23 protein-coding genes are annotated in these 19,829 nt (G+C 69.5%); 7 read left to right on the top strand and 16 right to left on the bottom strand.

Annotation, left to right across the window (positions count from 1 at the left end; translation table 11 throughout):
• Positions 1–32: 32 nt before the first annotated feature.
• Both ACVDFE_RS13545 and ACVDFE_RS13540 read right to left on the bottom strand, forming a co-directional pair.
• A complete protein-coding gene (locus ACVDFE_RS13545; RefSeq protein WP_360390903.1) occupies positions 33–839 on the bottom strand; it encodes an ABC transporter permease in 807 nt (268 codons plus the stop codon).
• Positions 836–1,675 (bottom strand): ABC transporter permease, encoded by an 840-nt coding sequence (locus ACVDFE_RS13540; RefSeq protein ID WP_458430628.1) that lies wholly within the window; start codon positions 1,673–1,675, stop codon positions 836–838. Before ACVDFE_RS13540 ends, ACVDFE_RS13545 begins: the two co-directional genes overlap by 4 nt.
• A gap of 212 nt (positions 1,676–1,887) precedes the next feature.
• Here ACVDFE_RS13540 and ACVDFE_RS13535 point away from each other — a divergent pair, with 212 nt between their 5' ends.
• Entirely contained in the window at positions 1,888–2,904 is a 1,017-nt protein-coding gene (locus ACVDFE_RS13535) for a cytochrome P450 (protein ID WP_458430627.1), read from the top strand.
• On the opposite strand, the gene ACVDFE_RS13530 is transcribed toward ACVDFE_RS13535, so the two are convergent.
• Together ACVDFE_RS13530 and ACVDFE_RS13525 are read right to left on the bottom strand one after the other, a co-directional pair.
• Entirely contained in the window at positions 2,891–4,030 is a 1,140-nt protein-coding gene (locus ACVDFE_RS13530) for an ABC transporter substrate-binding protein (protein WP_360390911.1), read from the bottom strand. The genes ACVDFE_RS13535 and ACVDFE_RS13530 overlap by 14 nt on opposite strands.
• Positions 4,023–5,162, bottom strand: a complete 1,140-nt coding sequence (locus ACVDFE_RS13525; protein ID WP_458430625.1) for an ABC transporter ATP-binding protein — start codon at positions 5,160–5,162, stop codon at positions 4,023–4,025. The genes ACVDFE_RS13530 and ACVDFE_RS13525 overlap by 8 nt, the downstream gene beginning before the upstream one ends.
• 155 nt (positions 5,163–5,317) lie before the next feature.
• Here ACVDFE_RS13525 and ACVDFE_RS13520 point away from each other — a divergent pair, with 155 nt between their 5' ends.
• The gene (locus ACVDFE_RS13520; protein WP_360390916.1) at positions 5,318–5,575 is read left to right on the top strand and encodes a DUF2631 domain-containing protein; all 258 of its coding nucleotides are present in this window, start codon (positions 5,318–5,320) and stop codon (positions 5,573–5,575) included.
• 7 nt (positions 5,576–5,582) lie between these two features.
• Here ACVDFE_RS13520 and ACVDFE_RS13515 read toward each other — a convergent pair whose 3' ends face one another.
• On the bottom strand, positions 5,583–6,485 hold the full coding sequence (locus ACVDFE_RS13515; protein WP_458430623.1) for an NADP-dependent oxidoreductase: 903 nt from the start codon (positions 6,483–6,485) through the stop codon (positions 5,583–5,585).
• A 103-nt stretch (positions 6,486–6,588) separates the two neighbouring features.
• Between ACVDFE_RS13515 and ACVDFE_RS13510 the strand changes: the two genes are divergently transcribed.
• Both ACVDFE_RS13510 and ACVDFE_RS13505 read left to right on the top strand, forming a co-directional pair.
• Positions 6,589–6,951 carry a winged helix-turn-helix transcriptional regulator gene (locus ACVDFE_RS13510; RefSeq protein WP_458434327.1) on the top strand — a complete coding sequence of 121 codons (363 nt, stop codon included), beginning with the start codon at positions 6,589–6,591 and terminating at the stop codon, positions 6,949–6,951.
• A 159-nt stretch (positions 6,952–7,110) separates the two neighbouring features.
• Positions 7,111–7,602 carry a beta-class carbonic anhydrase gene (locus tag ACVDFE_RS13505; RefSeq protein ID WP_458430622.1) on the top strand — a complete coding sequence of 164 codons (492 nt, stop codon included), beginning with the start codon at positions 7,111–7,113 and terminating at the stop codon, positions 7,600–7,602.
• Positions 7,603–7,653: 51 nt separating this feature from the next.
• On the opposite strand, the gene rlmN is transcribed toward ACVDFE_RS13505, so the two are convergent.
• Positions 7,654–8,760: a 23S rRNA (adenine(2503)-C(2))-methyltransferase RlmN gene (rlmN, locus tag ACVDFE_RS13500; RefSeq protein ID WP_360390929.1), complete on the bottom strand. Its 1,107-nt coding sequence runs from the start codon at positions 8,758–8,760 to the stop codon at positions 7,654–7,656.
• Positions 8,761–8,945: 185 nt separating this feature from the next.
• On the opposite strand from rlmN, the gene ACVDFE_RS13495 reads away from it, so the two are divergent.
• The gene (locus ACVDFE_RS13495) at positions 8,946–9,341 is read left to right on the top strand and encodes a PadR family transcriptional regulator (protein WP_360390932.1); all 396 of its coding nucleotides are present in this window, start codon (positions 8,946–8,948) and stop codon (positions 9,339–9,341) included.
• Position 9,342: 1 nt separating this feature from the next.
• Here the strand turns inward: ACVDFE_RS13495 and ACVDFE_RS13490 are convergent, their stop codons facing one another.
• From ACVDFE_RS13490 to ACVDFE_RS13480, 3 genes are read right to left on the bottom strand one after another with little or no spacing between them, the layout of a single operon-like run.
• A complete protein-coding gene (locus ACVDFE_RS13490; RefSeq protein ID WP_458430621.1) occupies positions 9,343–10,320 on the bottom strand; it encodes an aldo/keto reductase in 978 nt (325 codons plus the stop codon).
• 10 nt (positions 10,321–10,330) lie between these two features.
• A complete protein-coding gene (locus ACVDFE_RS13485) occupies positions 10,331–10,570 on the bottom strand; it encodes a hypothetical protein (protein ID WP_458430620.1) in 240 nt (79 codons plus the stop codon).
• 34 nt (positions 10,571–10,604) lie between these two features.
• Positions 10,605–11,348, bottom strand: a complete 744-nt coding sequence (locus tag ACVDFE_RS13480; RefSeq protein ID WP_458430619.1) for a class I SAM-dependent methyltransferase — start codon at positions 11,346–11,348, stop codon at positions 10,605–10,607.
• 94 nt (positions 11,349–11,442) lie between these two features.
• Between ACVDFE_RS13480 and ACVDFE_RS13475 the strand changes: the two genes are divergently transcribed.
• Positions 11,443–12,261 carry a VOC family protein gene (locus tag ACVDFE_RS13475; RefSeq protein ID WP_360390943.1) on the top strand — a complete coding sequence of 273 codons (819 nt, stop codon included), beginning with the start codon at positions 11,443–11,445 and terminating at the stop codon, positions 12,259–12,261.
• 7 nt (positions 12,262–12,268) lie between these two features.
• On the opposite strand, the gene ACVDFE_RS13470 is transcribed toward ACVDFE_RS13475, so the two are convergent.
• The 5 genes from ACVDFE_RS13470 to rpsB all read right to left on the bottom strand — a co-directional run bounded on the left by ACVDFE_RS13470 (position 12,269) and on the right by rpsB (position 16,388).
• A complete protein-coding gene (locus tag ACVDFE_RS13470; RefSeq protein ID WP_458430618.1) occupies positions 12,269–13,123 on the bottom strand; it encodes a phosphatidate cytidylyltransferase in 855 nt (284 codons plus the stop codon).
• Between the two features lie 67 nt (positions 13,124–13,190).
• Entirely contained in the window at positions 13,191–13,748 is a 558-nt protein-coding gene (frr, locus tag ACVDFE_RS13465; RefSeq protein WP_360390948.1) for a ribosome recycling factor, read from the bottom strand.
• Positions 13,749–13,809: 61 nt separating this feature from the next.
• Positions 13,810–14,520, bottom strand: a complete 711-nt coding sequence (gene pyrH / locus ACVDFE_RS13460; protein ID WP_458434326.1) for a UMP kinase — start codon at positions 14,518–14,520, stop codon at positions 13,810–13,812.
• A 118-nt stretch (positions 14,521–14,638) separates the two neighbouring features.
• Positions 14,639–15,454 (bottom strand): translation elongation factor Ts, encoded by an 816-nt coding sequence (gene tsf, locus ACVDFE_RS13455; RefSeq protein ID WP_360390954.1) that lies wholly within the window; start codon positions 15,452–15,454, stop codon positions 14,639–14,641.
• A 70-nt stretch (positions 15,455–15,524) separates the two neighbouring features.
• The gene (gene rpsB / locus ACVDFE_RS13450; RefSeq protein ID WP_360390957.1) at positions 15,525–16,388 is read right to left on the bottom strand and encodes a 30S ribosomal protein S2; all 864 of its coding nucleotides are present in this window, start codon (positions 16,386–16,388) and stop codon (positions 15,525–15,527) included.
• A 368-nt stretch (positions 16,389–16,756) separates the two neighbouring features.
• On the opposite strand from rpsB, the gene ACVDFE_RS13445 reads away from it, so the two are divergent.
• Complete coding sequence (locus ACVDFE_RS13445) at positions 16,757–17,233, top strand: M23 family metallopeptidase (protein ID WP_458430617.1); 477 nt, start codon at positions 16,757–16,759, stop codon at positions 17,231–17,233.
• 593 nt (positions 17,234–17,826) lie between these two features.
• Here the strand turns inward: ACVDFE_RS13445 and ACVDFE_RS13440 are convergent.
• Complete coding sequence (locus tag ACVDFE_RS13440; protein ID WP_458430616.1) at positions 17,827–18,834, bottom strand: FliA/WhiG family RNA polymerase sigma factor; 1,008 nt, start codon at positions 18,832–18,834, stop codon at positions 17,827–17,829.
• On the bottom strand, positions 18,809–19,786 hold the full coding sequence (locus tag ACVDFE_RS13435) for a tyrosine recombinase XerC (RefSeq protein ID WP_458430615.1): 978 nt from the start codon (positions 19,784–19,786) through the stop codon (positions 18,809–18,811). The genes ACVDFE_RS13440 and ACVDFE_RS13435 overlap by 26 nt, the downstream gene beginning before the upstream one ends.
• Between the last annotated feature and the right edge of the window lie 43 nt (positions 19,787–19,829).

Raw genomic sequence — 19,829 nt, 5'->3', positions numbered from 1 at the left:
GAGTATCGGTTTCCCGCGACGAAAGTTGACCCTCAGACCAGCTGCGCGGTGGACCCGGCCCTCCGCGCCCGCCACGACGCGAGCACCACACCGATGATCAGCAGCAGGGCCGTGGCCGCCACCATCAACGTCGACAGCGCCACGACCTCCGGCGAGATGCCCCGCTTCGAGGCCTGCGCGTAGACGAACACCGGCAGCGTCGTCGACCCGACACCGGTCAGGTACGACGAGATCACCACGTCGTCGAACGACAGCAGGAACGCGAACGCCGCACCCGCCACCACCGCGGGCGCGACCAGCGGCAGCGTCACGGTCCGGAACGCCACGAACGGCGACGCCCCGAGGTCGGCCGCGGCCTCCTCCAGCCGGACGTCCATCCCGGACACCCGCGACCGCACCACTACGACGACGAAGCTGAGCGAGAACGCCACGTGCGCGAGCAGCAACGCCCCGAATCCGAGCGGGATTCCGGCAAGCTTCACGAAGAACCCCAGCATCGCCACACCCATGACGACCTCGGGCACCACGAGCGGCAACGACAGCAAGACCGTCCACAGCCCACGACCGGGGAACGCGCGCCGCAACCCGAAGGCCGCCAACGTGCCGATGACCGTCGAGATCACCGCGGACGCCAACGCCAGCTGGAGCGTCAGCTGCAACGACTCCAACACGCGGGTGTCGCGGAACAGCTCCTCGTACCACCGCGTCGACACGCCGCTGATGCGCGACAACGACCGCGAGGAGTTGAACGACGCGATGGCGAGCCACACGATCGGCGCGTACAGGAACACGAACACGAGCAGAGCGACCGCACCGAGCGCCCACGGCCGACGGTTCACAGCACGTCCTCCCCACGCCGCCCGCGCAACACGAGCACGAGCACCACCAGCACGAGCAGCAGCACCGCCATCGCCGACCCCAGCGGCCAGTTGTTGCCGCCGCGGAACTGGTCGTCGATCACCGACCCGAACGTCGACTGGTCGACCCCGCCGAGCAGCTTCGGCGTGACGAAGTCGCCCGCCGAGGGCACCAGGACCAGCAACGACCCGGCCAGCACGCCGGTGAGCACGCCCGGCAGCACGATCCGGAAGAACGTCGACACCCGCCCGTGCCCGAGGTCGTACGACGCCTCCACCAGCCGGAAGTCGAACCGCTCGCACGCCACGTAGAGCGGCAGCACCATGAACGGCAGGAACCCGTAGGTGAGCCCGAGGACCACCGCGCCGTGCGTGAGCAGGAAGCCGCCGTCGCGGTCGAGCCCCACCCAGCCGAGCACGGTGTTGACCAGGCCCTCCCCGTCGAGCAGCGCCTTCCACGCGTAGATCCGCGCGAGGTAGCTCGACCAGAACGGGATCAGCACCGCCGCCAGCAACGCCGTCCGGTACCGGCCGCCGTGCCGCGCGATGAACCACGCCAGCGGGAAGCCGAGCAGCAGGCACGTGACCGTCGTCGCCACCGCGTAGACCAGCGTCCGTCCGAAGATCGGCAGGAACGCCGGGTCCAGCGCCGTCAGGTAGGCCTGCGTCGTCCACGGCAGCACCGCGCGGGCCACGCCGGTGTCCCGCGTCGCGAAGCTGAACTGGACGACGAGCGCGAGCGGTGCGATCAGGAAAATTCCCAGCCACAGCCCGGTGGGCGTGAGCAGGGCGTTGGCCTTCAGCCAGCGTCGGAGCACGAGCGCACATCCTGCCACGTGCCCGCTCCCGTACCGTGGTGGTCAAGGTTGTCGGCAGGACCACATGCCGCAGTCGCTTCCCGGCAAGGGGGTAAGCGGTGCTGGAGTAGCTGAACGGCCATGAAGACCCACATCCGATCTACGAACGGATCCGCGCACGGGGACCGCTGACGCGCGACGGCGGCCTGTGGACCACGACCAGCCACTCGCTGGTGAACAAGATCCTGCGCGACCGCCGCTTCGGCGTGCGATACGCCAACGGCACCTATCCGGGCACGCCGAACGTGCTGTCCGGGTCGTTCCTGGAGCTGGACCCGCCCGACCACACCCGGTTGCGCAGGCTGGCCGCGCCCGCGTTCAGCCCGAAGAAGATCGACGGGTACCGGCCGCGGGTCGAGGAGGTCGCCGGCGCGCTGCTCGACCGGGCCGATACCGAGTTCGACCTGATGAGCGACTTCGCGCAACCGCTGCCGATCGCGGTGATCAGCGAGCTGCTCGGCATCCCGGACGCCGACACCGGCGATTTCGCGCGCTACGGCCGCCTCGTCGCGGAGTCGTTCGACGGCAGGGTCTCCCCCGAGAAGGACAAGGCCGACGACCGGGTCTTCGCGTTGTTCGAGCGGCTCATCGCCGAACGCAGGACGCGGCCCGGCGACGACGTGATCAGCGCGCTCGTGGCCGCGGAAGCGGAGCAGGAGCTCACCGTGCCGGAGTTGCTGAGCACGCTGGCGCTGTTGCTCATCGCGGGCTTCGAGACGACGGTCAACCTGATCGGCAACGGCGTGCGCGCGTTGCTCGACCACCCGGCGCAGTGGGCGTTCTTCACAGCGCACCCCGGCATTGCGCCCGACGTGGTCGAGGAGACGCTGCGCTGGGCGCCGCCCGTGCAGTTCACCACCCGGCTCGCGCACGAGCCGGTCACGTTGCTGGGTGAGGAGATCGGCGTGGACGAGGGCGTCCACCTGCTCCTCGCCGCCGCGAACCGGGACCCGCGGGTCTACCCGGAGCCGCACCGCTTCGACGTGATGCGGGTGCAGCAGCCGGAGCACCTGGCGTTCTCCAGCGGCCTCCACTACTGCCTGGGCGCGGCGCTCGCGCGGCTGGAGGGCGAGGTCGCGTTCCGCGCGATCGCACGCGTGGCGCCGGACCTGCGGCTGGCGGGTCCGGCGACGTTCCGCGAGTCGGTGCTGATCAGGGGGATGCTGAGCCAGCCGGTCAGCCGGTCTTGACCTTCGTCCAGGCGTCGGCGTACCGCGCCTCCACGTCACCGCCGAGGTCCTTGGTGAACGGCAGCTTCTTCAGCTGCTCCTCCGACGGGTAGACCAGCGGGTCGTCCAGCAGCTCCTTGTCGATCAACGGCTTGGCGGCCGCGTTCGGGCTGCCGTAGCGCACGGCGTTGGACAGCGCGGCGCCGGTCTCGGCACCGAGGATGTAGTCGATGAACCGGTGCGCGTTCTCGGCGTGCGGCGCGTCCTTCGGGATGACCAGCAGGTCCACGTAGGACAGTCCGCCCTCGGACGGGATGGCGTACGCCACGTCCTCGCTGGTCTCACGCGCCTGGAACGCGTCACCGGAGTAGGCCTGCGCCAGCCGCACCTGGCCGGAGGTGAGCGGCTCGATCACGTCGGAGGTGATCTGACCGAGCTTCTTCTTCAACGACAGCAAGAAGTTCGCCGCGTCGTCGATCTGCTTCGCGTCGGTGGTGTTCGGGTCGTGACCGAGCCCCAGCAGGCCCAGCGCCATGCCGTCGCGCGCCTCGTCGAGGATCGTGCTGCGGCCCTGCGCGTTCGGCAGGTCGTAGGCGGAGAACCCGGTGACGTCGCCGCCGATCTGCGACTTCGAGTACGCGAGACCGGTCGTGCCCCACGCCCACGGCACCGAGTACCTGTTGCCGGCGTCGTAGTCGGCCTCGACGAACCGCTTCTCCAGGTTCTTCAGGTTCGGCAGCGACGAGTGGTCCAGCGGCTGCAGCAGGCCCGAGCGCAGGAACCGGCGCAGGAAGTTGTCCGACGGCACCACCAGGTCGTAGCCTGCGGAGCCGGAAGCGATCTTGGCTTCCATCTCGTCGTTGGTGGAGAAGTTGTCGTAGGTGACCTGGATGCCGGTCGCGGTCTGGAAGCCCGGCAGGGTGTCCTTCGCGATGTAGTCGGTCCAGTTGTAGAAGTTGAGCTTGAGCTCGTCCTTCAGGTTCTTGGCCTTCGCCGCGGCCGAGGTGGCACCGCCGGTCGTCGGCGCCTCACCGACACCGCAGGCGGCCAGCGCGAAGAACGTCATCGAGCCCAGCATCGTGCGCCGGGTCACCCGCGCTGAGTCGTTGTCCCACAGACGGGCGATCCGGACGTTCTTGTCAGTCATCAGCCTTCTCCAGCAGCACGGTGAACTCGGGGTCCCACGCCATCCGCACCGGTTGTCCCGGCGCGCCCGCGTCGTCGATGCGCTGGGCGTTCTGCACGAACGCCACCAGCTCTCCCACCGGGGTGTCCACGACGAACTGGGTCGACACGCCCGTGTAGACGACGTCGTGCACCACGCCCTGGAGCACGCACCAGCCCGTGGGCGGTTCCGCGGTCTCGTTGAACAGGTGCACCTTCTCCGGGCGCACGGTCGCGGCGACCTTCTGCCCGTGCGCGGCGCTGCCGGTCAGCCGCGCGCGCAACCGGGTAGCGCCGGGGGCGGTCAGCTCGGCGAAGCCGCCGTCCACTCCGGACACCTCGGCGTCCAGGATGTTGGACGTGCCGATGAACCCGGCGACGAACCGGGTGGCGGGGCGTTCGTAGACGTCCTCGGGGTAGCCGACCTGCTCGATCTTGCCGGCGTTCATCACGGCGATGCGGTGCGAGAGGACCAGCGCCTCCTCCTGGTCGTGCGTGACGTAGAGGAACGTCGTGCCGACCTCGCGCTGGATGCGCATCAGCTCGATCTGCAGCTCCTTGCGCAGCTTCGCGTCGAGCGCGCCGAGCGGTTCGTCGAGCAGGAGCAGCTGCGGACCGGCCGCCAGCGCCCGCGCGATGGCGACGCGCTGCTGCTGGCCGCCGGAGAGCTGGGCGGGCCTGCGCTGCGCGAACTGCGACAGCCGCACGAGCTCCAGGTGCTCGCCGACGCGCTTGCGCAGCTCCTCGCCGCGCAGCTTCTTGCGCTTGAGGCCGTAGGCGACGTTGTCCCACACGGACATGTGCGGGAACAGCGCGTACGACTGGAAGACGGTGTTGACGTCCCGCCGGTACGGGGGGACGCCCACCATGTCGTCGCCGTCGAGCTCGATGCGGCCCTCGTCCGGGTCGACGAACCCGGCGATCATGCGCAGCACCGTGGTCTTGCCGCAGCCGGACGGGCCGAGCACGGAGAAGAACTCGCCCTCGTGGACGTCGAGCGAGATCCCGTCGACCGCCACCTGGTCGGAGAAGCGCTTGCGCACCCCGTGCAGGCCGATCTCGACGGGGGCGGACGTGTCCGGGGTGGAGCCCTCGGCGGGGGAGAAGCCGGTCAAGTCGGTGGCGCCTTCGCAGGGTGGGACGGGTGGGCCGCGCTAACGGTAACGGTGCACGACCCCGCTGATAAGGCGTGCGCGCGCGACCTCACACATCCGCGCGCGTCCCCGTGTGCGACGATGACCAGGTAACCGGATGAGCAGTGGAGGAAACCGTGGCTTCGTCCTCGGAACTGGACAAGCGTCCTGCCGTCGACCCTCACGAGGAGCCGTCGCACGAGTGGGGCTGGCACGGCACGCTGCCCAAGGGCACCCGGATCGCCGGCTGGCTCTCCGCGATCTTCTGCTTCCTGATGCTGATCGGCAACCACCACGGTCGCATCGAGAACATCTACCTCGTCGCCACCGGCGTGGTGATCATCGCCCTGCTGGTGTGGGACATGGCGCGCCGCAAGACGTCCTGGCGGCGCTAGTCCCCCGTCAGACCTCCAGCACGAGCTTGCCCCGGGTGCGACCCTTCTCGCCCAGGGCATGCGCTTGTCCGGCCTCCTCCAGCGGGAACGTCGCGTCCACGTGCACGCGCAGCGCACCGGACTCGACCAGCGCGGTGATCGCCTCCAGGCCCGCGCGGTCCGGCTCGACGAGGATCGGGCTGGTCCTGATGTCGTCGCGGTGGCCGACGGCGACCCCCGACGGCACGCCGACGAAGAGCCCACCGGGCTTGACCGGTGCCGACGAGCTGCCGCCGACCAGGTCGACGAGCACGTCGACGTCGCGGCCCCCGTACTCGGCGACCGTGTAGTCGACCACCTCGTCCACGCCGAGGTCCTTCAGGAACGCGTGCTTCTGCGCCCGTGCCGTCCCGATCACGTGCGCGCCGCGGGCCTTCGCGATCTGCACCGCGAGGTGCCCCACTCCCCCGGCCGCCGCGGTGACCAGCACCTTCTGCCCCGGCTGGACGTCGGCGGTGTCGGCCAGGACCTGCCACGCGGTGAGCGCGGCGAGCGGCAGCGCGGCCGCCTCGACGTGGGTGAGGCCCTGCGGCTTGCGCGCGAAGTGGCGCGACGGGGCGGTGACGTACTCGGCGTAGGCGCTCGCGGCGTGCGGGAAGCGCGGCATGCCGTAGACCTCGTCACCGGGCTTGAGGGTCGTGACGCCGAAGCCGACCTCCTCGACCACGCCGGACACGTCCCAGCCCAGCACGAGCGGGAACGCCTGCAACCCGGCCATGCCACCGCCGGCGCGGGTCTTCCAGTCGACCGGGTTGATGCCGGCCGCGTGCACCCTGACCAGCACCTCCGTCGGAACGGGCGTGGGCTTGGGCAGGTCGATGAGGGTCAGGACCTCTGGTCCGCCGAACTCGGTCTGGCTGATCGCTCGCATGTGCACAAGCTTGCGTGACCTGGTCACCGTTCGCAATCAGGCACTAGTTTGTGCACTGGGTACCTGATAGAAACTAGGCGTGATCAGGAACGTTTACTCGAAGATGTGCCCGTGCCGCGACCTGCTGGACATGGTCGCGTCGAAGTGGACGGCTCTGGCGATCGGCGCGATGGAGAACGGGCCGGTGCGCTTCGGCGAGATGAAGCGCGAACTGGAGGGCATCAGCCAGAAGATGCTCACGCAGACGTTGCGCGCGCTCGAACGCGACGGGCTCGTCACGCGCACGGTGTACCCCACGGTGCCGTTGCGCGTGGAGTACGAGCTCACCGAACTGGGCCGCAGCGTGATCGAACCGCTAGCGGCGCTGCGGGTGTGGGCGCAGCAGAACTACGACTCGGTCGCCGAGGCGCGCGAGACGTTCGACAACACCGCGCCCGTCGGCCTGGAGCCCGCCACCACCCGTTGAGGGGTCAGCAGCCGTCGCGTCCGCGAGGTGGTCTGTCCCCGACCTGATCGGTCTCCGCTCTTTCTGCTGCGGAGCCATTCCCAGCCCATGGGCACTGTTGCAGGTATGCGCATGCGGCAGTTGGCTCATCGACATACGTCCAGGTGAAAGGACCAGATCATGTCGGTGACCGACGAGTTGCTCGCCCACAACGCCACCTACGCCGCCCAGTTCTCCGGACCACTGCCCCTACCGCCCTCGAAGCAGGTCGCCGTGGTGGCGTGCATGGACGCGCGCCTCGACATCTACCGCGTGCTCGGGCTGAACGAGGGCGAGGCGCACGTGATCCGCAACGCCGGCGGCGTCGTGACCGAGGACGAGATCCGCTCGCTCGCGATCAGCCAGCGGCTGCTCGGGACGAGGGAGATCATCCTCATCCACCACACCGACTGCGGCATGCTGACGTTCACCGACGACGACTTCAAGCGCTCGATCCAGCAGGACGTCGGCGTGAAGCCGCCCTGGGCCGCCGAGGCGTTCGCCGACCTGGAGGAGGACGTCCGCCAGTCGATCGCGCGCATCACCGGCAATCCGTTCGTGCCGGTCAAGGACTCCGTACGAGGCTTCGTGTTCGACGTGGCCACCGGGGCCTTGACCGAGGTGGAACCGTAGACCTCCGACGCTGCCGGCCAGGCCCTGGCCGAGACCTCGGTCCGGGGCCGGTCAGCCTTCAGCGGCGAGCTGACCGCAGGCCGCCGCGATCTCCTGCCCGCGCGTGTCCCGCACGGTGCACTCGACACCCTGCTCCCGCACCCGCCGCACGAACTCCCGTTCAACCGGCTTCGGCGACGCGTCCCACTTCGAGCCCGGCGTCGGGTTCAGCGGAATCAGGTTCACGTGCACGAGCTGCCCGAGGTGCTTGCGCAGCTTCTTGCCGAGCAGGTCGGCCCGCCAGCCCTGGTCGTTGATGTCGCGGATCAGCGCGTACTCGATGCTGACCCGGCGCCCGGTCTGGTCGGCGTACCCGCGGGCCGCCTCCAGGACCTCGGCCACGTCCCAGCGGGTGTTGACCGGCACCAGCGTGTTGCGCAGCTCGTCGTCCGGCGTGTGCAGCGACACCGCGAGCCTGACCTGCAGCTTCTCCTCGGTCAGCTTCTTGATCGCGGGCACCAGTCCGACCGTCGACACGGTGACGGTGCGCTGGGAGATGCCCAGCCCGTCCGGCGCCGGCGCGGTGATGCGGTGCACGGCCTCGATCACGCGCTTGTAGTTCGCCAGCGGCTCACCCATGCCCATGAACACGATGTTCGACAGCCGGCCGGGCCCACCGGGCAGCTCGCCGTCGCGCATCGCCGCGGCACCCAGGCGCACCTGGTCCACGATCTCCGCGGTCGACAGGTTGCGCTGCAGACCGCCCTGACCGGTCGCGCAGAACGGGCAGGCCATGCCGCAGCCGGCCTGGGAGGAGATGCACAGCGTCGCGCGGTCCGGGTAACGCATGAGGACGCTCTCGATGAGCGTGCCGTCGTGCGCGCGCAGGAGCGTCTTCGCGGTCGTGCCTTCGTCGGTGGTGACCTTGCGGACGACCGTGAACAGCGGCGGCATCAGGTCGGCGACGAGCTTGTCGCGCGTGGCGGCCGGGATGTCGGTCATCTCGGCCGGGTCCACGGTCAGGCGGCTGAAGTAGTGGTTCGACAGCTGCTTGGCGCGGAACGGCTTCTCACCGAGGGCGGACACCGCCTCGGCGCGTTGCGCGGGCGTGAGGTCGACCAGGTGGCGCGGCGGCAGGCCGCGCTTGGGCGCGTCGAAGACGAGGGGAAGCGAGGTCATAGCACATCCAGTGTCCCACGAACTTCGCCAACACAAGACCGTTGCATCGCGATAGCTTCCGATATATCGTTAACGGCATGATGATGAGACCACACCACAGGAACCACGTTCACAGGCACCGCCACGGCCCGTTCGGGGGCGGTGGCAGGGGCGGCCGCCAACGGCGCGGCAACGTCCGTGCGGCTGTGCTGTCCTTGCTGGCAGAACGCCCGATGCACGGCTACGAGATCATCCAGGAGATCGCCCGGCGCACCGGCGGCGGCTGGAGCCCGAGCCCCGGCTCGGTCTACCCGACGCTGCAGATGCTGGCCGACGAGGGCCTGATCTCCTCCGCAGAAGAAGGAGGCAAGAAGCTGTTCACCCTCACCGAGCACGGCAGGACGGAGCACACGGCCCCGCCCTGGCGCGACATCAACTTCCAGCTCGACCCGGTCGACGGCGAGCTGCGCACCGCGATCCGGCTGCTCGGCAGCGCGATGGAGCAGATCTCCCACGCGGGCACGCCCGAGCAGAAGGCCCGTGCCGTCGAGCTCTACAACGAGCTGCGGCGCAAGCTCTACGCCATCCTCGCCGAGGAGTGACCTACCACCGGTCGTGCACGTGCGGCCTGATCAGCTCGTCGTACACCGCTTCGACCGCCTTCTGGTCCACTCCGGTCAACTCAGCCGCCGCCGCGTTGGACCGCGCCTGCTCCACGTTGCGAGCACCGGGGATCACCACGGTGACACCGGCCTGGTCCACGATCCACCGCAGCGCGAACTGCGCCATGGACGCGCCCTCGGGCACCAGCGGCCGGAGCCGTTCCACAGCCTCCAGCCCCACCTCGAACGGCACCCCGGAGAAGGTCTCGCCGACGTCGAACGCCTCACCGTTGCGGTTGTAGTTGCGGTGGTCGTCCGCGCCGAACTGCGTGTCCTTGCTGTACTTGCCGGACAACAACCCGGAGGCCAGCGGCACCCGCGCGATGATCGCGACCCCCGCCTCGGCCGCCCTGGGCAGCACCTCTTCGAGCGGCTTGAGCCGGAACGCGTTCAGGATGATCTGCACGCTGGCCACGTTCGGCCGCTTGATCGCCTCGAGCGCTTCCTCGACCTTCTCCACCGACACGCCGTAAGCAGCGATCCGCTGCTGCTCCACCATCTCGTCGAGCGTGTCGTACACCTCGTCCCGGCTGTACACCGGCGTCGGCGGGCAGTGCAGCTGCACCAGGTCGAGCGTGTCCACCCCGAGGTTGCGGCGGCTCCGGTCGTTCCACGCGAGGAAGTTCTCGCGGTTGTACCCCTCCGTGGTCTGCGCCGGCAGCCGCCGCCCCATCTTGGTGGCCACGAAGACGCCGTCGTCCTTGCGCTCCTTGAGGAACCGCCCGACGAGCGTCTCGCTGCGCCCGTCGCCGTACACGTCCGCGGTGTCGAAGAAGTCGACCCCCGTGTCGGCGGCGGCGTGCAGCAGCGCGAGCGCCTCGCTCTCGTCCACCTCGCCCCAGTCGGCGCCGAGCTGCCAGCACCCCAGCCCGACGACGCCGACCTGGCGGTTCAACCTGCCTGCGTTTCGCTTCTCCACGAACCGAAGCCTAGTCCGGATCCGGCGGCTGCCTCGTGTACTCCGTCGGCGGAGCGTCTCCCCGGCGCTCCCGCCAAACCCAGAGCCGGCCGCATGTCGGACAATCGATGACCTGCATGCACCTCCCCAGCATGTCACCCAGCTCGGCAACCGAGTCGTCCTCGTAGTCACGCGACCGGAACATCAGCAAGCCGTGGTCGGGGTCGTCATCCCGAGTGACGGTGCCGCACTTGCACTTGAACTTGGCCATGATCACCTGTCCCAGGGGAGCCACGCTCCCCAGCTCACACGATCAGCCCGGTCGGCTTGCGCCGCACGTGCAGCCGATACCCGACCGGAAAGCTCAACCCCTCAACGGACGCGATCGCCCGCTCAGCCACCCCGGCGGAGAACTCGATGCGCAACACCGACTCTAGGGCCTCGCGCGACTCGAACCGCCACTCGGCGACGACCCGGCGCAACGAGAACGCGTTGTCCGTGAAGAATTTCTCCACGGCGGCCGGGTCGTACCGCGGCTCGTCCGCGCACAACCACGGCCCGTACGGCTCAGCCGACCCGTCGAGGTCGACGATCGCGATTGCGCCACCCGGCCGCAGCACGCGGTCCGCCTCCCGCAGCCCCGGTTCGCATCCGGGACCGAAGAAGTACGCCGTCCGCGCGTGCACCAGGTCGGCCGAGGCGTCGTCGAGCGGCAACCGCTGGGCGGGCCCGGACACGACGCGGGTGTTCGGCAGCCCGGCCACCCGTCGGCCAGCCCGCGCGACGAGCGGCGGGTGGGGTTCCACGCCGACGACCGAACGCGCGGACGCGGCGAAGATCGGCAGGTGGAAACCGTCACCGCAGCCGACGTCGACCACGTCGGCCGAGTCGAACGGGCACTCCTCGCGCAACGCCGCCCAGATCGCGCCATGCACGTCCTGCGCGCGGTTCTCCACCTCGTAGACCTCAGGCCAATGCCAGATGTTCGGGCTCGGCACCACGTCCACCGGGCGCACCGCCGCCAGCGCCGCCCGCACGAATCCCCTCACGCAGCCACTGTAAGACCTCTATTTGCCGGTGACCGTACGAATTCGTCCACTTACGGCGTAGCGTGACCGCATTCCTTCCCTGCAGGAGGCGGCAGTGTCGATCGCGCCCAACACACCCCAGCTCGCGCCCTTACTCGGAGGCAGCCCGTGCTGGGTCGAACGCTCCGTCGACGACCTCCGGGCGACGATCGAGTTCTACACCGGACTGTTCGGCTGGCACTACGCCGACGACAACGGCTGCACGGTGGCGATGGTCGACGGCGTCCCCGTCGCCGGCTTACCGCAGGGTGAACCGGAGCCGTGGCGGTTGTACCTGGTCACGCCGCACGCGCGGGCCACAGCGGAGAAGGCCCTCCTGCTCGGCGGCTCGGTGCTGCGCGACCCCGAGGACGGGGCGGACCACACCCAGAGCGCCGTGATCAGCGACCCGACCGGCGCCGTCGTCGGGTTCCGGCACGTACCGGAGGACTGGCGGTTCGGCATGAACGGGCACGGCGCCTACGCGTGGGCCGAGCTCAACACCCGCGACGGCGCGGCGGCCGACGAGTTCTTCGGCGAGCTGTGCGGCTTCGACATCACGCAGATCGGCGACGGGCAACGGCTGGACTACGCGTCGTGGTCCATCGAGGGCGTCGAGGTCTTCGGCCGGCAGAAGATGGGCCGCGAGTTCCCCTACGGCGAGCGTTCGCACTGGATGGTGTACTTCAACGCCGCGCCGGAGATCGGCACGGACTCCGTGGCCTACCGCGTGCTGGAGCTCGGCGGACGGGTCACCGTGGAGCCCTACGACACGCCGTTCGGGCGCATCACCGTGGTCGAGGACCACGCGGGAATGGCGTTCTCCGTGATCGACCCGTCCCGCGTCGTCGAGGCCGAGCCGCGCACCGCGGTGGACGACCCGTTCGACGACTAGTGGGGCGTCACTGCACGAACAGGTGCAGCAGCAGCCAGGAGGCGACGGCGGACGGCAGCAGCGAGTCCATCCGGTCCATGATGCCGCCGTGGCCGGGCAGCAGCGTGCCCATGTCCTTGATGCCGAGGTCGCGCTTGATCAGCGACTCGACCAGGTCGCCCGCGGTGGACGTGACGACGATCGCGGCACCGAACAGCGCGCCGTGCCACCACTGGCCGTCCAGCAGCGTGGTGACGGTGATCGCGCCACCGGCCACGCCGGCGACCAGTGAACCGGCGAAGCCCTCCCAGGACTTCTTCGGGCTGATCGTCGGCGCCATCGGGTGCTTGCCGAGGAACACACCGGCCGCGTACCCGCCCACGTCGGACAGCACCACGCCGATGATGAACGCGAACGCGCGGCCTGCACCGTCGTCGGGGACGACGAGCATGGCCGCGAACGCCGCGAACAGCGGCACGTAGACGACGGTGAACACCGACGCGCTCAGGTCGCGCAGGTAACCGTCGGAACCGCCGCGGAACCGCCAGAACATGCAGACCAGCACGGTGGCCACGAGCGTGGTCATCATGCCGTCGCGGCCCAGCGGCCAGGACAGCCAGATGATCGCCTGGCCGCCGATGAGAGCGGGCCACAGGGCGACGTTGATGCCGCCCTTCTTGAAGGCGTTCGCGAGCTCCCACGTCGACACCGCCGCGGCGGCCGCGACGATGCCGATGAAGGTCTCCTTGACGGTCAGCAGCGACGCGATGATCACCGCGCCGAGGCCGACGCCGACCAGGACCGCCGACCTCAGGTCACGTCCCGCCCGCGACGGCTTCGACGCGGGCACGTCCGCGGGACCGCCTGCCACCTGTGCTCCCATCACGACCTCCGCCCGGCCAGGGCAATCACGCCTGCCGCGACTCGGCCGGGCGAACCATCAGGGGGAATCAGACTTCGAGGAGCTCGGCTTCCTTGTGCTTCACGAGCTCGTCGACCTGCGCGGTGTACTTGTGGGTCAGAGCGTCGAGCTCCTTCTCACCACGTGCGCCGTCGTCCTCGCCGACCTCGCCGTCCTTGACGAGCTTGTCGATCTCTTCCTTCGCCTTGCGGCGGACACCGCGGACGGAGACGCGCGCGTCCTCGCCCTTCTGCTTGGCGACCTTCACCATGTCCCGGCGGCGCTCCTCGGAGAGCTGCGGGATGACGATGCGGATGACGGTGCCGTCGTTGCTCGGGTTGACGCCCAGGTCGGAGTCCCGGATCGCCTTCTCGATCGCGTTCAGCTGGCTCGCGTCGTACGGCTTGACGACCGCCATGCGCGCCTCGGGGACCGAGATGCTGGCCATCTGGTTCAGCGGCGTCATCGAGCCGTAGTAGTCGATGTTGATGCGGTTGAACATCGAGGGAGTCGCTCGACCGGTCCGCACGGAGGCGAGGTTCTCCTTCGCCACCGAAACCGCCTTTTCCATCTTCTCCTCGGCATCGAGGAGGGTCTCGTCGATCACGACTGCTCCTTGCTCTGCGTGTTCGTGCCCTTGTCCCGGTCCAGGTCTGATCCCACCAGGTCTAGAAGGCGGGCCGGCCACCGGGGGTGTTGACCAGGGTGCCGATCTTCTCACCACGGACCGCGCGCGCGATGTTCCCCTCGGTGAGGAGGTTGAAGACGAGGATCGGCATGTTGTTGTCCATGCAGAGGCTGAACGCCGTGGCGTCGGCGACGTTGAGGCCGCGCTCCAGCACCTCGCGGTGGGTGATGTTGTCGAACATCAGCGCGTCCGGGTCGATCTTGGGGTCGGCCGTGTAGACGCCGTCGACGGCCTTGGCCATCAGCACGATCTCGCAGCCGATCTCCAGCGCGCGCTGGGCGGCGGTGGTGTCGGTGGAGAAGTACGGCAGACCCGCGCCGCCACCGAAGATCACGACGCGGCCCTTGTCCAGGTGACGCATCGCGCGGCGGGGGATGTAGGACTCGGCGACCTGCGTCATCTGGATGGAGGTCTGCACGCGGGTGTCGATGCCGTGCTCGCGCTCGAGGAAGTCCTGCAGCGCCAGGCAGTTCATGACCGTGCCAAGCATGCCCATGTAGTCGGCGCGCGAGCGGTCCATGCCGCGCTGCTGCAGCTCCGCGCCGCGGAAGAAGTTGCCACCACCGATGACGACGGCCACCTGCACGCCGGACCGGACGACCGCAGCGATCTGCCGGGCGACTGTCTGGACGACATCGGGATCGACCCCGACGCCACCACCGCCGAACATCTCGCCACCGAGCTTGAGCATCACCCGGTTGTAGCCGTGGCTACCTTCTTCGCTCACAGGTCAGTCCTCCTCAGCGCCATTGGTCAGGACATAGCAAGGGCGGGGTCGCCGTCTTCTCGCAACCCCGCCCTCACCGTGATCAGCTCTGGCCGACCTCGAACCGAGCGAAACGGGTGACCGTCACGCCGGCCTCGTCCAGCAGGGCCTTGACCGTCTTCTTGCTGTCCGTCACGGAAGCCTGCTCCAGGAGCACGACGTCCTTGAAGAAGCCGTTGACGCGACCCTCGACGATCTTGGGGAGCGCGCCCTCGGGCTTGCCCTCCTCGCGAGCGGTCTCCTCGGCGATGCGGCGCTCGTTGGCGACCAGGTCCTCGGGGACCTCGTCACGGGTGACGAACTTCGGGCGCATCGCGGCGATCTGCATCGCGGCACCCTTGGCGGCCTCGGCGTTGTCGCCGGTGTACTCGACCAGGACGCCCACGGCGGGCGGCAGGTCGGCGGCGCGCTTGTGCAGGTAGGTCGAGACGGCACCGTCGAAGTCGACGGCCTTGGCCAGCTCGAGCTTCTCGCCGATCTTGGCGGAGAACTCCTGGACCAGCGCGTCCACGGTCTTGCCGTCGACCTCGACGGCCTTGAGGGCCTCGACGTCCGCGACCTTGTTGGCCTTGGCGATCGCGACGATCTCGTCCGCCAGCGCGATGAAGTCGGCGTTCTTGGCGACGAAGTCCGTCTCGCAGCGCAGCTCGACCATGGCACCGTCCTTGACGGCGACGAGGCCGTTGGACGTGGTGCGCTCGGCGCGCTTGCCGACGTCCTTGGCGCCCTTGATGCGCAGGATCTCGACGGCCTTCTCGAAGTCGCCGTCAGCCTCGTCCAGGGCCTTCTTGCAGTCCATCATGCCGGCGGCGGTGAGCTCGCGGAGCTTCTTGACGTCCGCGGTGGTGTAGTTCGCCATCGTTTTCCTTCTGCGATGTACGCGCTTGAGTCACGCGGCGCCCGCTGGTGTGCGGGCGCCGCGTGGGAGATCAGGACTGGACGGGCTGCTCTGCCGCGGCCGGGGCCTCGGCGGAGGTGCTGGCCTCGGCAGAAGTGCTGGCCTCGGCGGAGGTGTTGGTGAGGAGCTCCTGCTCCCACTCCGCCAGCGGCTCGTCGACGGCGACCTCGGGCTTGTCCTGGCCCTCGGCGGCGTCGCGACGGGCACCGGAGCGCTGCATGAGACCGGCGGCGGCGGCCTCGGCCACGACCTTGGTCAGCAGGGCGGCGGAACGGATCGCGTCGTCGTTGCCCGGGATCGGGTAGTCGACCTCGTCCGGGTCGCAGTTCGTGTCGAGGATCGCCACGATCGGGATGTTCAGCTTGCGAGCCTCACCGACCGCGATGTGCTCCTTCTTGGTGTCCACGATCCACACGGCGCTGGGCACCTTGGACATGTCGCGGATACCGCCGAGCGTGCGCTCCAGCTTGTCCTTCTCGCGGTTCATCATCAGGATTTCCTTCTTGGTGAAACCCTGGAAACCGCCGGTCTGCTCCATCGACTCGAGCTCCTTGAGGCGCTGGAGCCTCTTGTGGACCGTCGAGAAGTTGGTGAGCATGCCGCCCAGCCAGCGCTGGTTCACGTAGGGCATGCCGACGCGGAGCGCCTCGTTGGCGATGGCCTCCTGCGCCTGCTTCTTGGTGCCGATGAACAGGATCGACCCGCCGTGCGCGACCGTCTCCTTGACGAACTCGAAAGCCCGGTCGATGTAGGTCAGCGTCTGCTGCAGGTCGATGATGTAGATGCCGTTGCGCTCGGTGAAGATGTAGCGCTTCATCTTCGGGTTCCAGCGGCGGGTCTGGTGCCCGAAGTGCACGCCGCTGTCGAGCAGCTGCTTCATGGTTACGACGGCCATGGCCGGTTCGCACCTCATCTGTCGGACGCGCCAGGTCTCACCTTGCGCGTCGGTTCGGTTGACGCCTCCGGCCGGGGCGGCCGTCGGCCCTGGTGCCGTAGCCGCCGCCCGCACCCGCGGAGCATCTCTGCACCGCCAGGACCGTCGGACGTCGTGACTCGACCCAGCTAGCGACAGCAGGTCGGATCTGCGTTGGCACGCGAAGTCGTCCCGCACAGACGGGACGCGCCCGACAGTCTACGCCCCACCCCCGACAAACCTCCAATCGGCAGGTAGCCGGAGGGAGCACTTGTCCACAACCCCCGAGTTGTCCACAGTTCCCAGCTCGCCGGTGGTCCCCGGGACATCCCCTACCCGAAGCTGTCCCCATGCTCCTCCCCACCACCCTGCTCCTGGCGACCCTCCTGACCCCGGCCACCACGCGCTGCTCGTGGCCCCTGCCCCCGCCGCACCCCGTGGTGCGCGCGTTCACCGCCCCCGCCACACCGTTCGGCCCCGGCCACCGCGGCGTCGACCTGGCCGCCCCCGCCGGCACACCGGTGCTGGCAGCCGCCGACGGCACCGTCGCCTACGCGGGCGCGGTCGCCGCCAGAACCCTGGTCTCGCTCCAGCACCGCGGCCCCCTGCGCACGACCTACGAACCGATCACGCCCGCGGTCACCGCCGGGAGCACCGTTCGCCGCGGCGAGGTGATCGGCCACCTCCAGCCCGGCCACTGCCCGACCCCGTGTCTGCACTGGGGCGCCCGCCGCGGCCACGACTACGTCGACCCGCTCCGCCTGCTCTCCTCCGGCCGCGTCCGCCTGCTCCCCACACCCCCGCCGTCCACGGCCCGCAGCCCGTGATCCACAGCCCGTGATCCACAGCCCGTGACCCGCCCTCCGCTCACCGCCCGCACGGGCCGCTCGCGCACCCCGGTTCCACTGCGCAACCGATCGCCACTCGATCGAGTGAATTGCCCCAGACACCCCTCCGGGAGGCCCGATTCACCCTCGTTTCCGAGCCCCACTCACCTCTTTGAGACCTCAAGCCGCCCTTTCGTGGCGCCCTCCGACACGACAGGGGACCCCAGGGCGCGAGGTGGTGAGCCATGGCCCCGATCGGGCAGCGGCGAGATGCCCCGTTCGGGCGGCGGGTGCACAGCGCGAGCCACAGCGCGAACCGCAGCTCGGTCCGGCGGTCCCTGGTGAACCACCCTGTCCACCAGCCCCGACCCACCCTGTCCGCAACCCCAGCTCCTCCAGCCCGGTCCAGCGGCTTCGGGTCTACGAGCCTGAGGCCCACCAGGCTCAGTCCACCAGCCCGGTCAGGCGGCCTCAGGCCACCACCCACCCCAGTCGATCAACCGTGGCTCAGCGGTCATGTTCCGGCGGCGAGACCACAGGCGCGTGTCAACGGCAGCCCGGTACGGACCAGGTTGCGACGGAAAGGAGGCGGTCTAGGCCTCGGACTGCTCGTTGAGCTTCGTGCGCAGGCGCAGGACGGCGCGGGTGTGCAGCTGGCAGACGCGGGACTCGGTCACGCCGAGGACCTTGCCGATCTCGGCGAGCGTCAGGTTCTCGAAGTAGTACAGGGTGACGACCACGCGGTCGCGTTCGGCGAGCTGGGCGATGGCGTCGGCGAGCTGCCGGCGGCTGTCCTGGTCGACGAGGCTCGCGACCGGGTCCTCCGCGGCGTCGTCGGGCAGCGACTCGGCGAGCGAGGAGCCGCCCTTGTTCGGCGCGATCAGCTCGTCGAGGGCGACGACGCTGGTGAGCTGCAGCTGGCCGTAGAGCTCGCGCAGTTCGGCCAGCCCGATCTTCAGCTCTGCGGCGAGCTCGCGGTCGGTGGGCGTGCGCTGGAGCTTGGCGCCGAGGCGTTCGAGGGCGCGTTCGACGTCGCGGGCGCGGCTGCGGACCGAGCGCGGCACCCAGTCCTGCGAGCGCAGGTCGTCGAGGATCGCACCGCGGATGCGCTGCATGGCGTAGGTCTCGAACTTGAGGCCGCGTTCCGGCTCGAACTTCTCGATGGCGTCGACGAGGCCGAAGATGCCGGACTGGATCAGGTCGGCCACGTCCACGTGCGCGGGCAGGCCGGTTCCGACGCGGCCGGCGACGTACTTGACCAGCGGCGCGTAGTGCAGGACGAGGCGGTCGCGCTCGTTCTGGTCGCGCGACCCGCCATAGCTGCGCCACAGCGCGACGATGCCGGCCTCGACGTCGTCACCGGACCGCACGTCCGCGCGCGTCACCGCGGTCGGAGCGGCCACAGGCGTGCCGTTGACGTGCGTGTCCGCACCGGGTTCTGGGGCCGACCCGGTGCTCACCTCAGTGCGCGGCGCGCCGTTCTGACGGTGACCGTTGCTCGCCTGCTTGGTGGCGGTTGCGGGCACGATGGGTTCAGGGGGCACGGTCGCCGTACGCGATCCTCCCCCTGCGGCGTCAGGAACGGGGGTGGGTTCGGTCATGGATCGCCTTCAGCCGTTCGACAGTGACGTGTGTGTAAAGCTGAGTCGTTGCGAGCGTAGCGTGACCGAGCAGTTCTTGGACGGTGCGCAGGTCCGCTCCTCCTTCCAGCAAATGGGTCGCAGCGGAGTGGCGCAACCCGTGCGGCCCGATGTCCGGTGCGTCCGGCACCACGGCGACGACCTCGTGCACCAGCTGGCGAACGGCCCGCTGGTTGAGCCTGCCGCCGCGGGCGCCGAGGAACAGCGCCGGCGGTGAATCGGCTGCTACCAGGGCATTCCGGCCTTGGTCGAGCCAACGCCGCAATGCTCGCTCGGCCGGAACGCCGAACGGTGCGGTGCGCTCGCGTCCACCTTTGCCAAGAACTCGAATCACCCTTAGGGAGTAGTCGACGTCGTCGAGGTCAAGCCCGCAGAGCTCAGCCACGCGGACACCTGTGGCGTACAGCAACTCCACCACGGCCTGATCACGCAGCGCAACCGGATCGCCCTCGGAAGCGCCAGAGGATACGGCCTCCATCGCGTCCTTCGCCTGATCCGCCCGCAACACCGCCGGCAACGTGCGGTGCGGCCGCGGCGCGGCGAGCCGCGGACCGGGATCCGCGGCGAGGTGCCCGGCCCGGTGCGCCCAGGCCGTGAACGTCCGTGCCGCCGCCGCACGCCGCGCGAGGGTCGTGCGACTCGACCCTTCCGCGCGTTGAGCAGCCAGCCACGACCGCAGCCCGGTCAGGTCGATCCGGCCCACGTCGGCGTTCTCCGGCGTGTCCCCCGCGACGTGTCCGAGCAGCGCGACGACATCTCCCATGTACGCGCGCACCGTGTGCGGCGAGAGATCACGCTCCAACGTGAGGTGCCGTTCGTACTGCCGCAACGCCTCCGCGACGTTGGTCGGCAGTTTTTCGCGCAGGCGAACGAGATCGACACGGCGTGTCCGACCATGCGGCGGCGGGGACATAGGCCAAGACGCTGCGCCAGTCGGGGCGTTTGGTCAAGTCTCG

Source organism: Lentzea chajnantorensis (assembly GCF_054300775.1).
Note: the sequence above shows the minus strand (reverse complement) of the source record. Positions and strands in the feature narration are given on the sequence as shown.

Excerpts from the sequence above, each read along its gene's own strand:
- ACVDFE_RS13485 (WP_458430620.1), bottom strand. The coding sequence starts at position 10,570 with ATGGCCAAGTTCAAGTGCAAGTGCGGCACCGTCACTCGGGATGACGAC.
- ACVDFE_RS13510 (WP_458434327.1), top strand. The coding sequence starts at position 6,589 with ATGTGCCCGTGCCGCGACCTGCTGGACATGGTCGCGTCGAAGTGGACG.
- ACVDFE_RS13505 (WP_458430622.1), top strand. The coding sequence starts at position 7,111 with ATGTCGGTGACCGACGAGTTGCTCGCCCACAACGCCACCTACGCCGCC.
- ACVDFE_RS13530 (WP_360390911.1), bottom strand. The coding sequence starts at position 4,030 with ATGACTGACAAGAACGTCCGGATCGCCCGTCTGTGGGACAACGACTCA.
- ACVDFE_RS13470 (WP_458430618.1), bottom strand. The coding sequence starts at position 13,123 with ATGGGAGCACAGGTGGCAGGCGGTCCCGCGGACGTGCCCGCGTCGAAG.
- tsf (WP_360390954.1), bottom strand. The coding sequence starts at position 15,454 with ATGGCGAACTACACCACCGCGGACGTCAAGAAGCTCCGCGAGCTCACC.
- ACVDFE_RS13445 (WP_458430617.1), top strand. The coding sequence starts at position 16,757 with ATGCTCCTCCCCACCACCCTGCTCCTGGCGACCCTCCTGACCCCGGCC.
- rlmN (WP_360390929.1), bottom strand. The coding sequence starts at position 8,760 with ATGACCTCGCTTCCCCTCGTCTTCGACGCGCCCAAGCGCGGCCTGCCG.
- ACVDFE_RS13435 (WP_458430615.1), bottom strand. The coding sequence starts at position 19,786 with ATGTCCCCGCCGCCGCATGGTCGGACACGCCGTGTCGATCTCGTTCGC.
- pyrH (WP_458434326.1), bottom strand. The coding sequence starts at position 14,520 with ATGCTCAAGCTCGGTGGCGAGATGTTCGGCGGTGGTGGCGTCGGGGTC.
- ACVDFE_RS13515 (WP_458430623.1), bottom strand. The coding sequence starts at position 6,485 with ATGCGAGCGATCAGCCAGACCGAGTTCGGCGGACCAGAGGTCCTGACC.
- ACVDFE_RS13440 (WP_458430616.1), bottom strand. The coding sequence starts at position 18,834 with ATGACCGAACCCACCCCCGTTCCTGACGCCGCAGGGGGAGGATCGCGT.
- rpsB (WP_360390957.1), bottom strand. The coding sequence starts at position 16,388 with ATGGCCGTCGTAACCATGAAGCAGCTGCTCGACAGCGGCGTGCACTTC.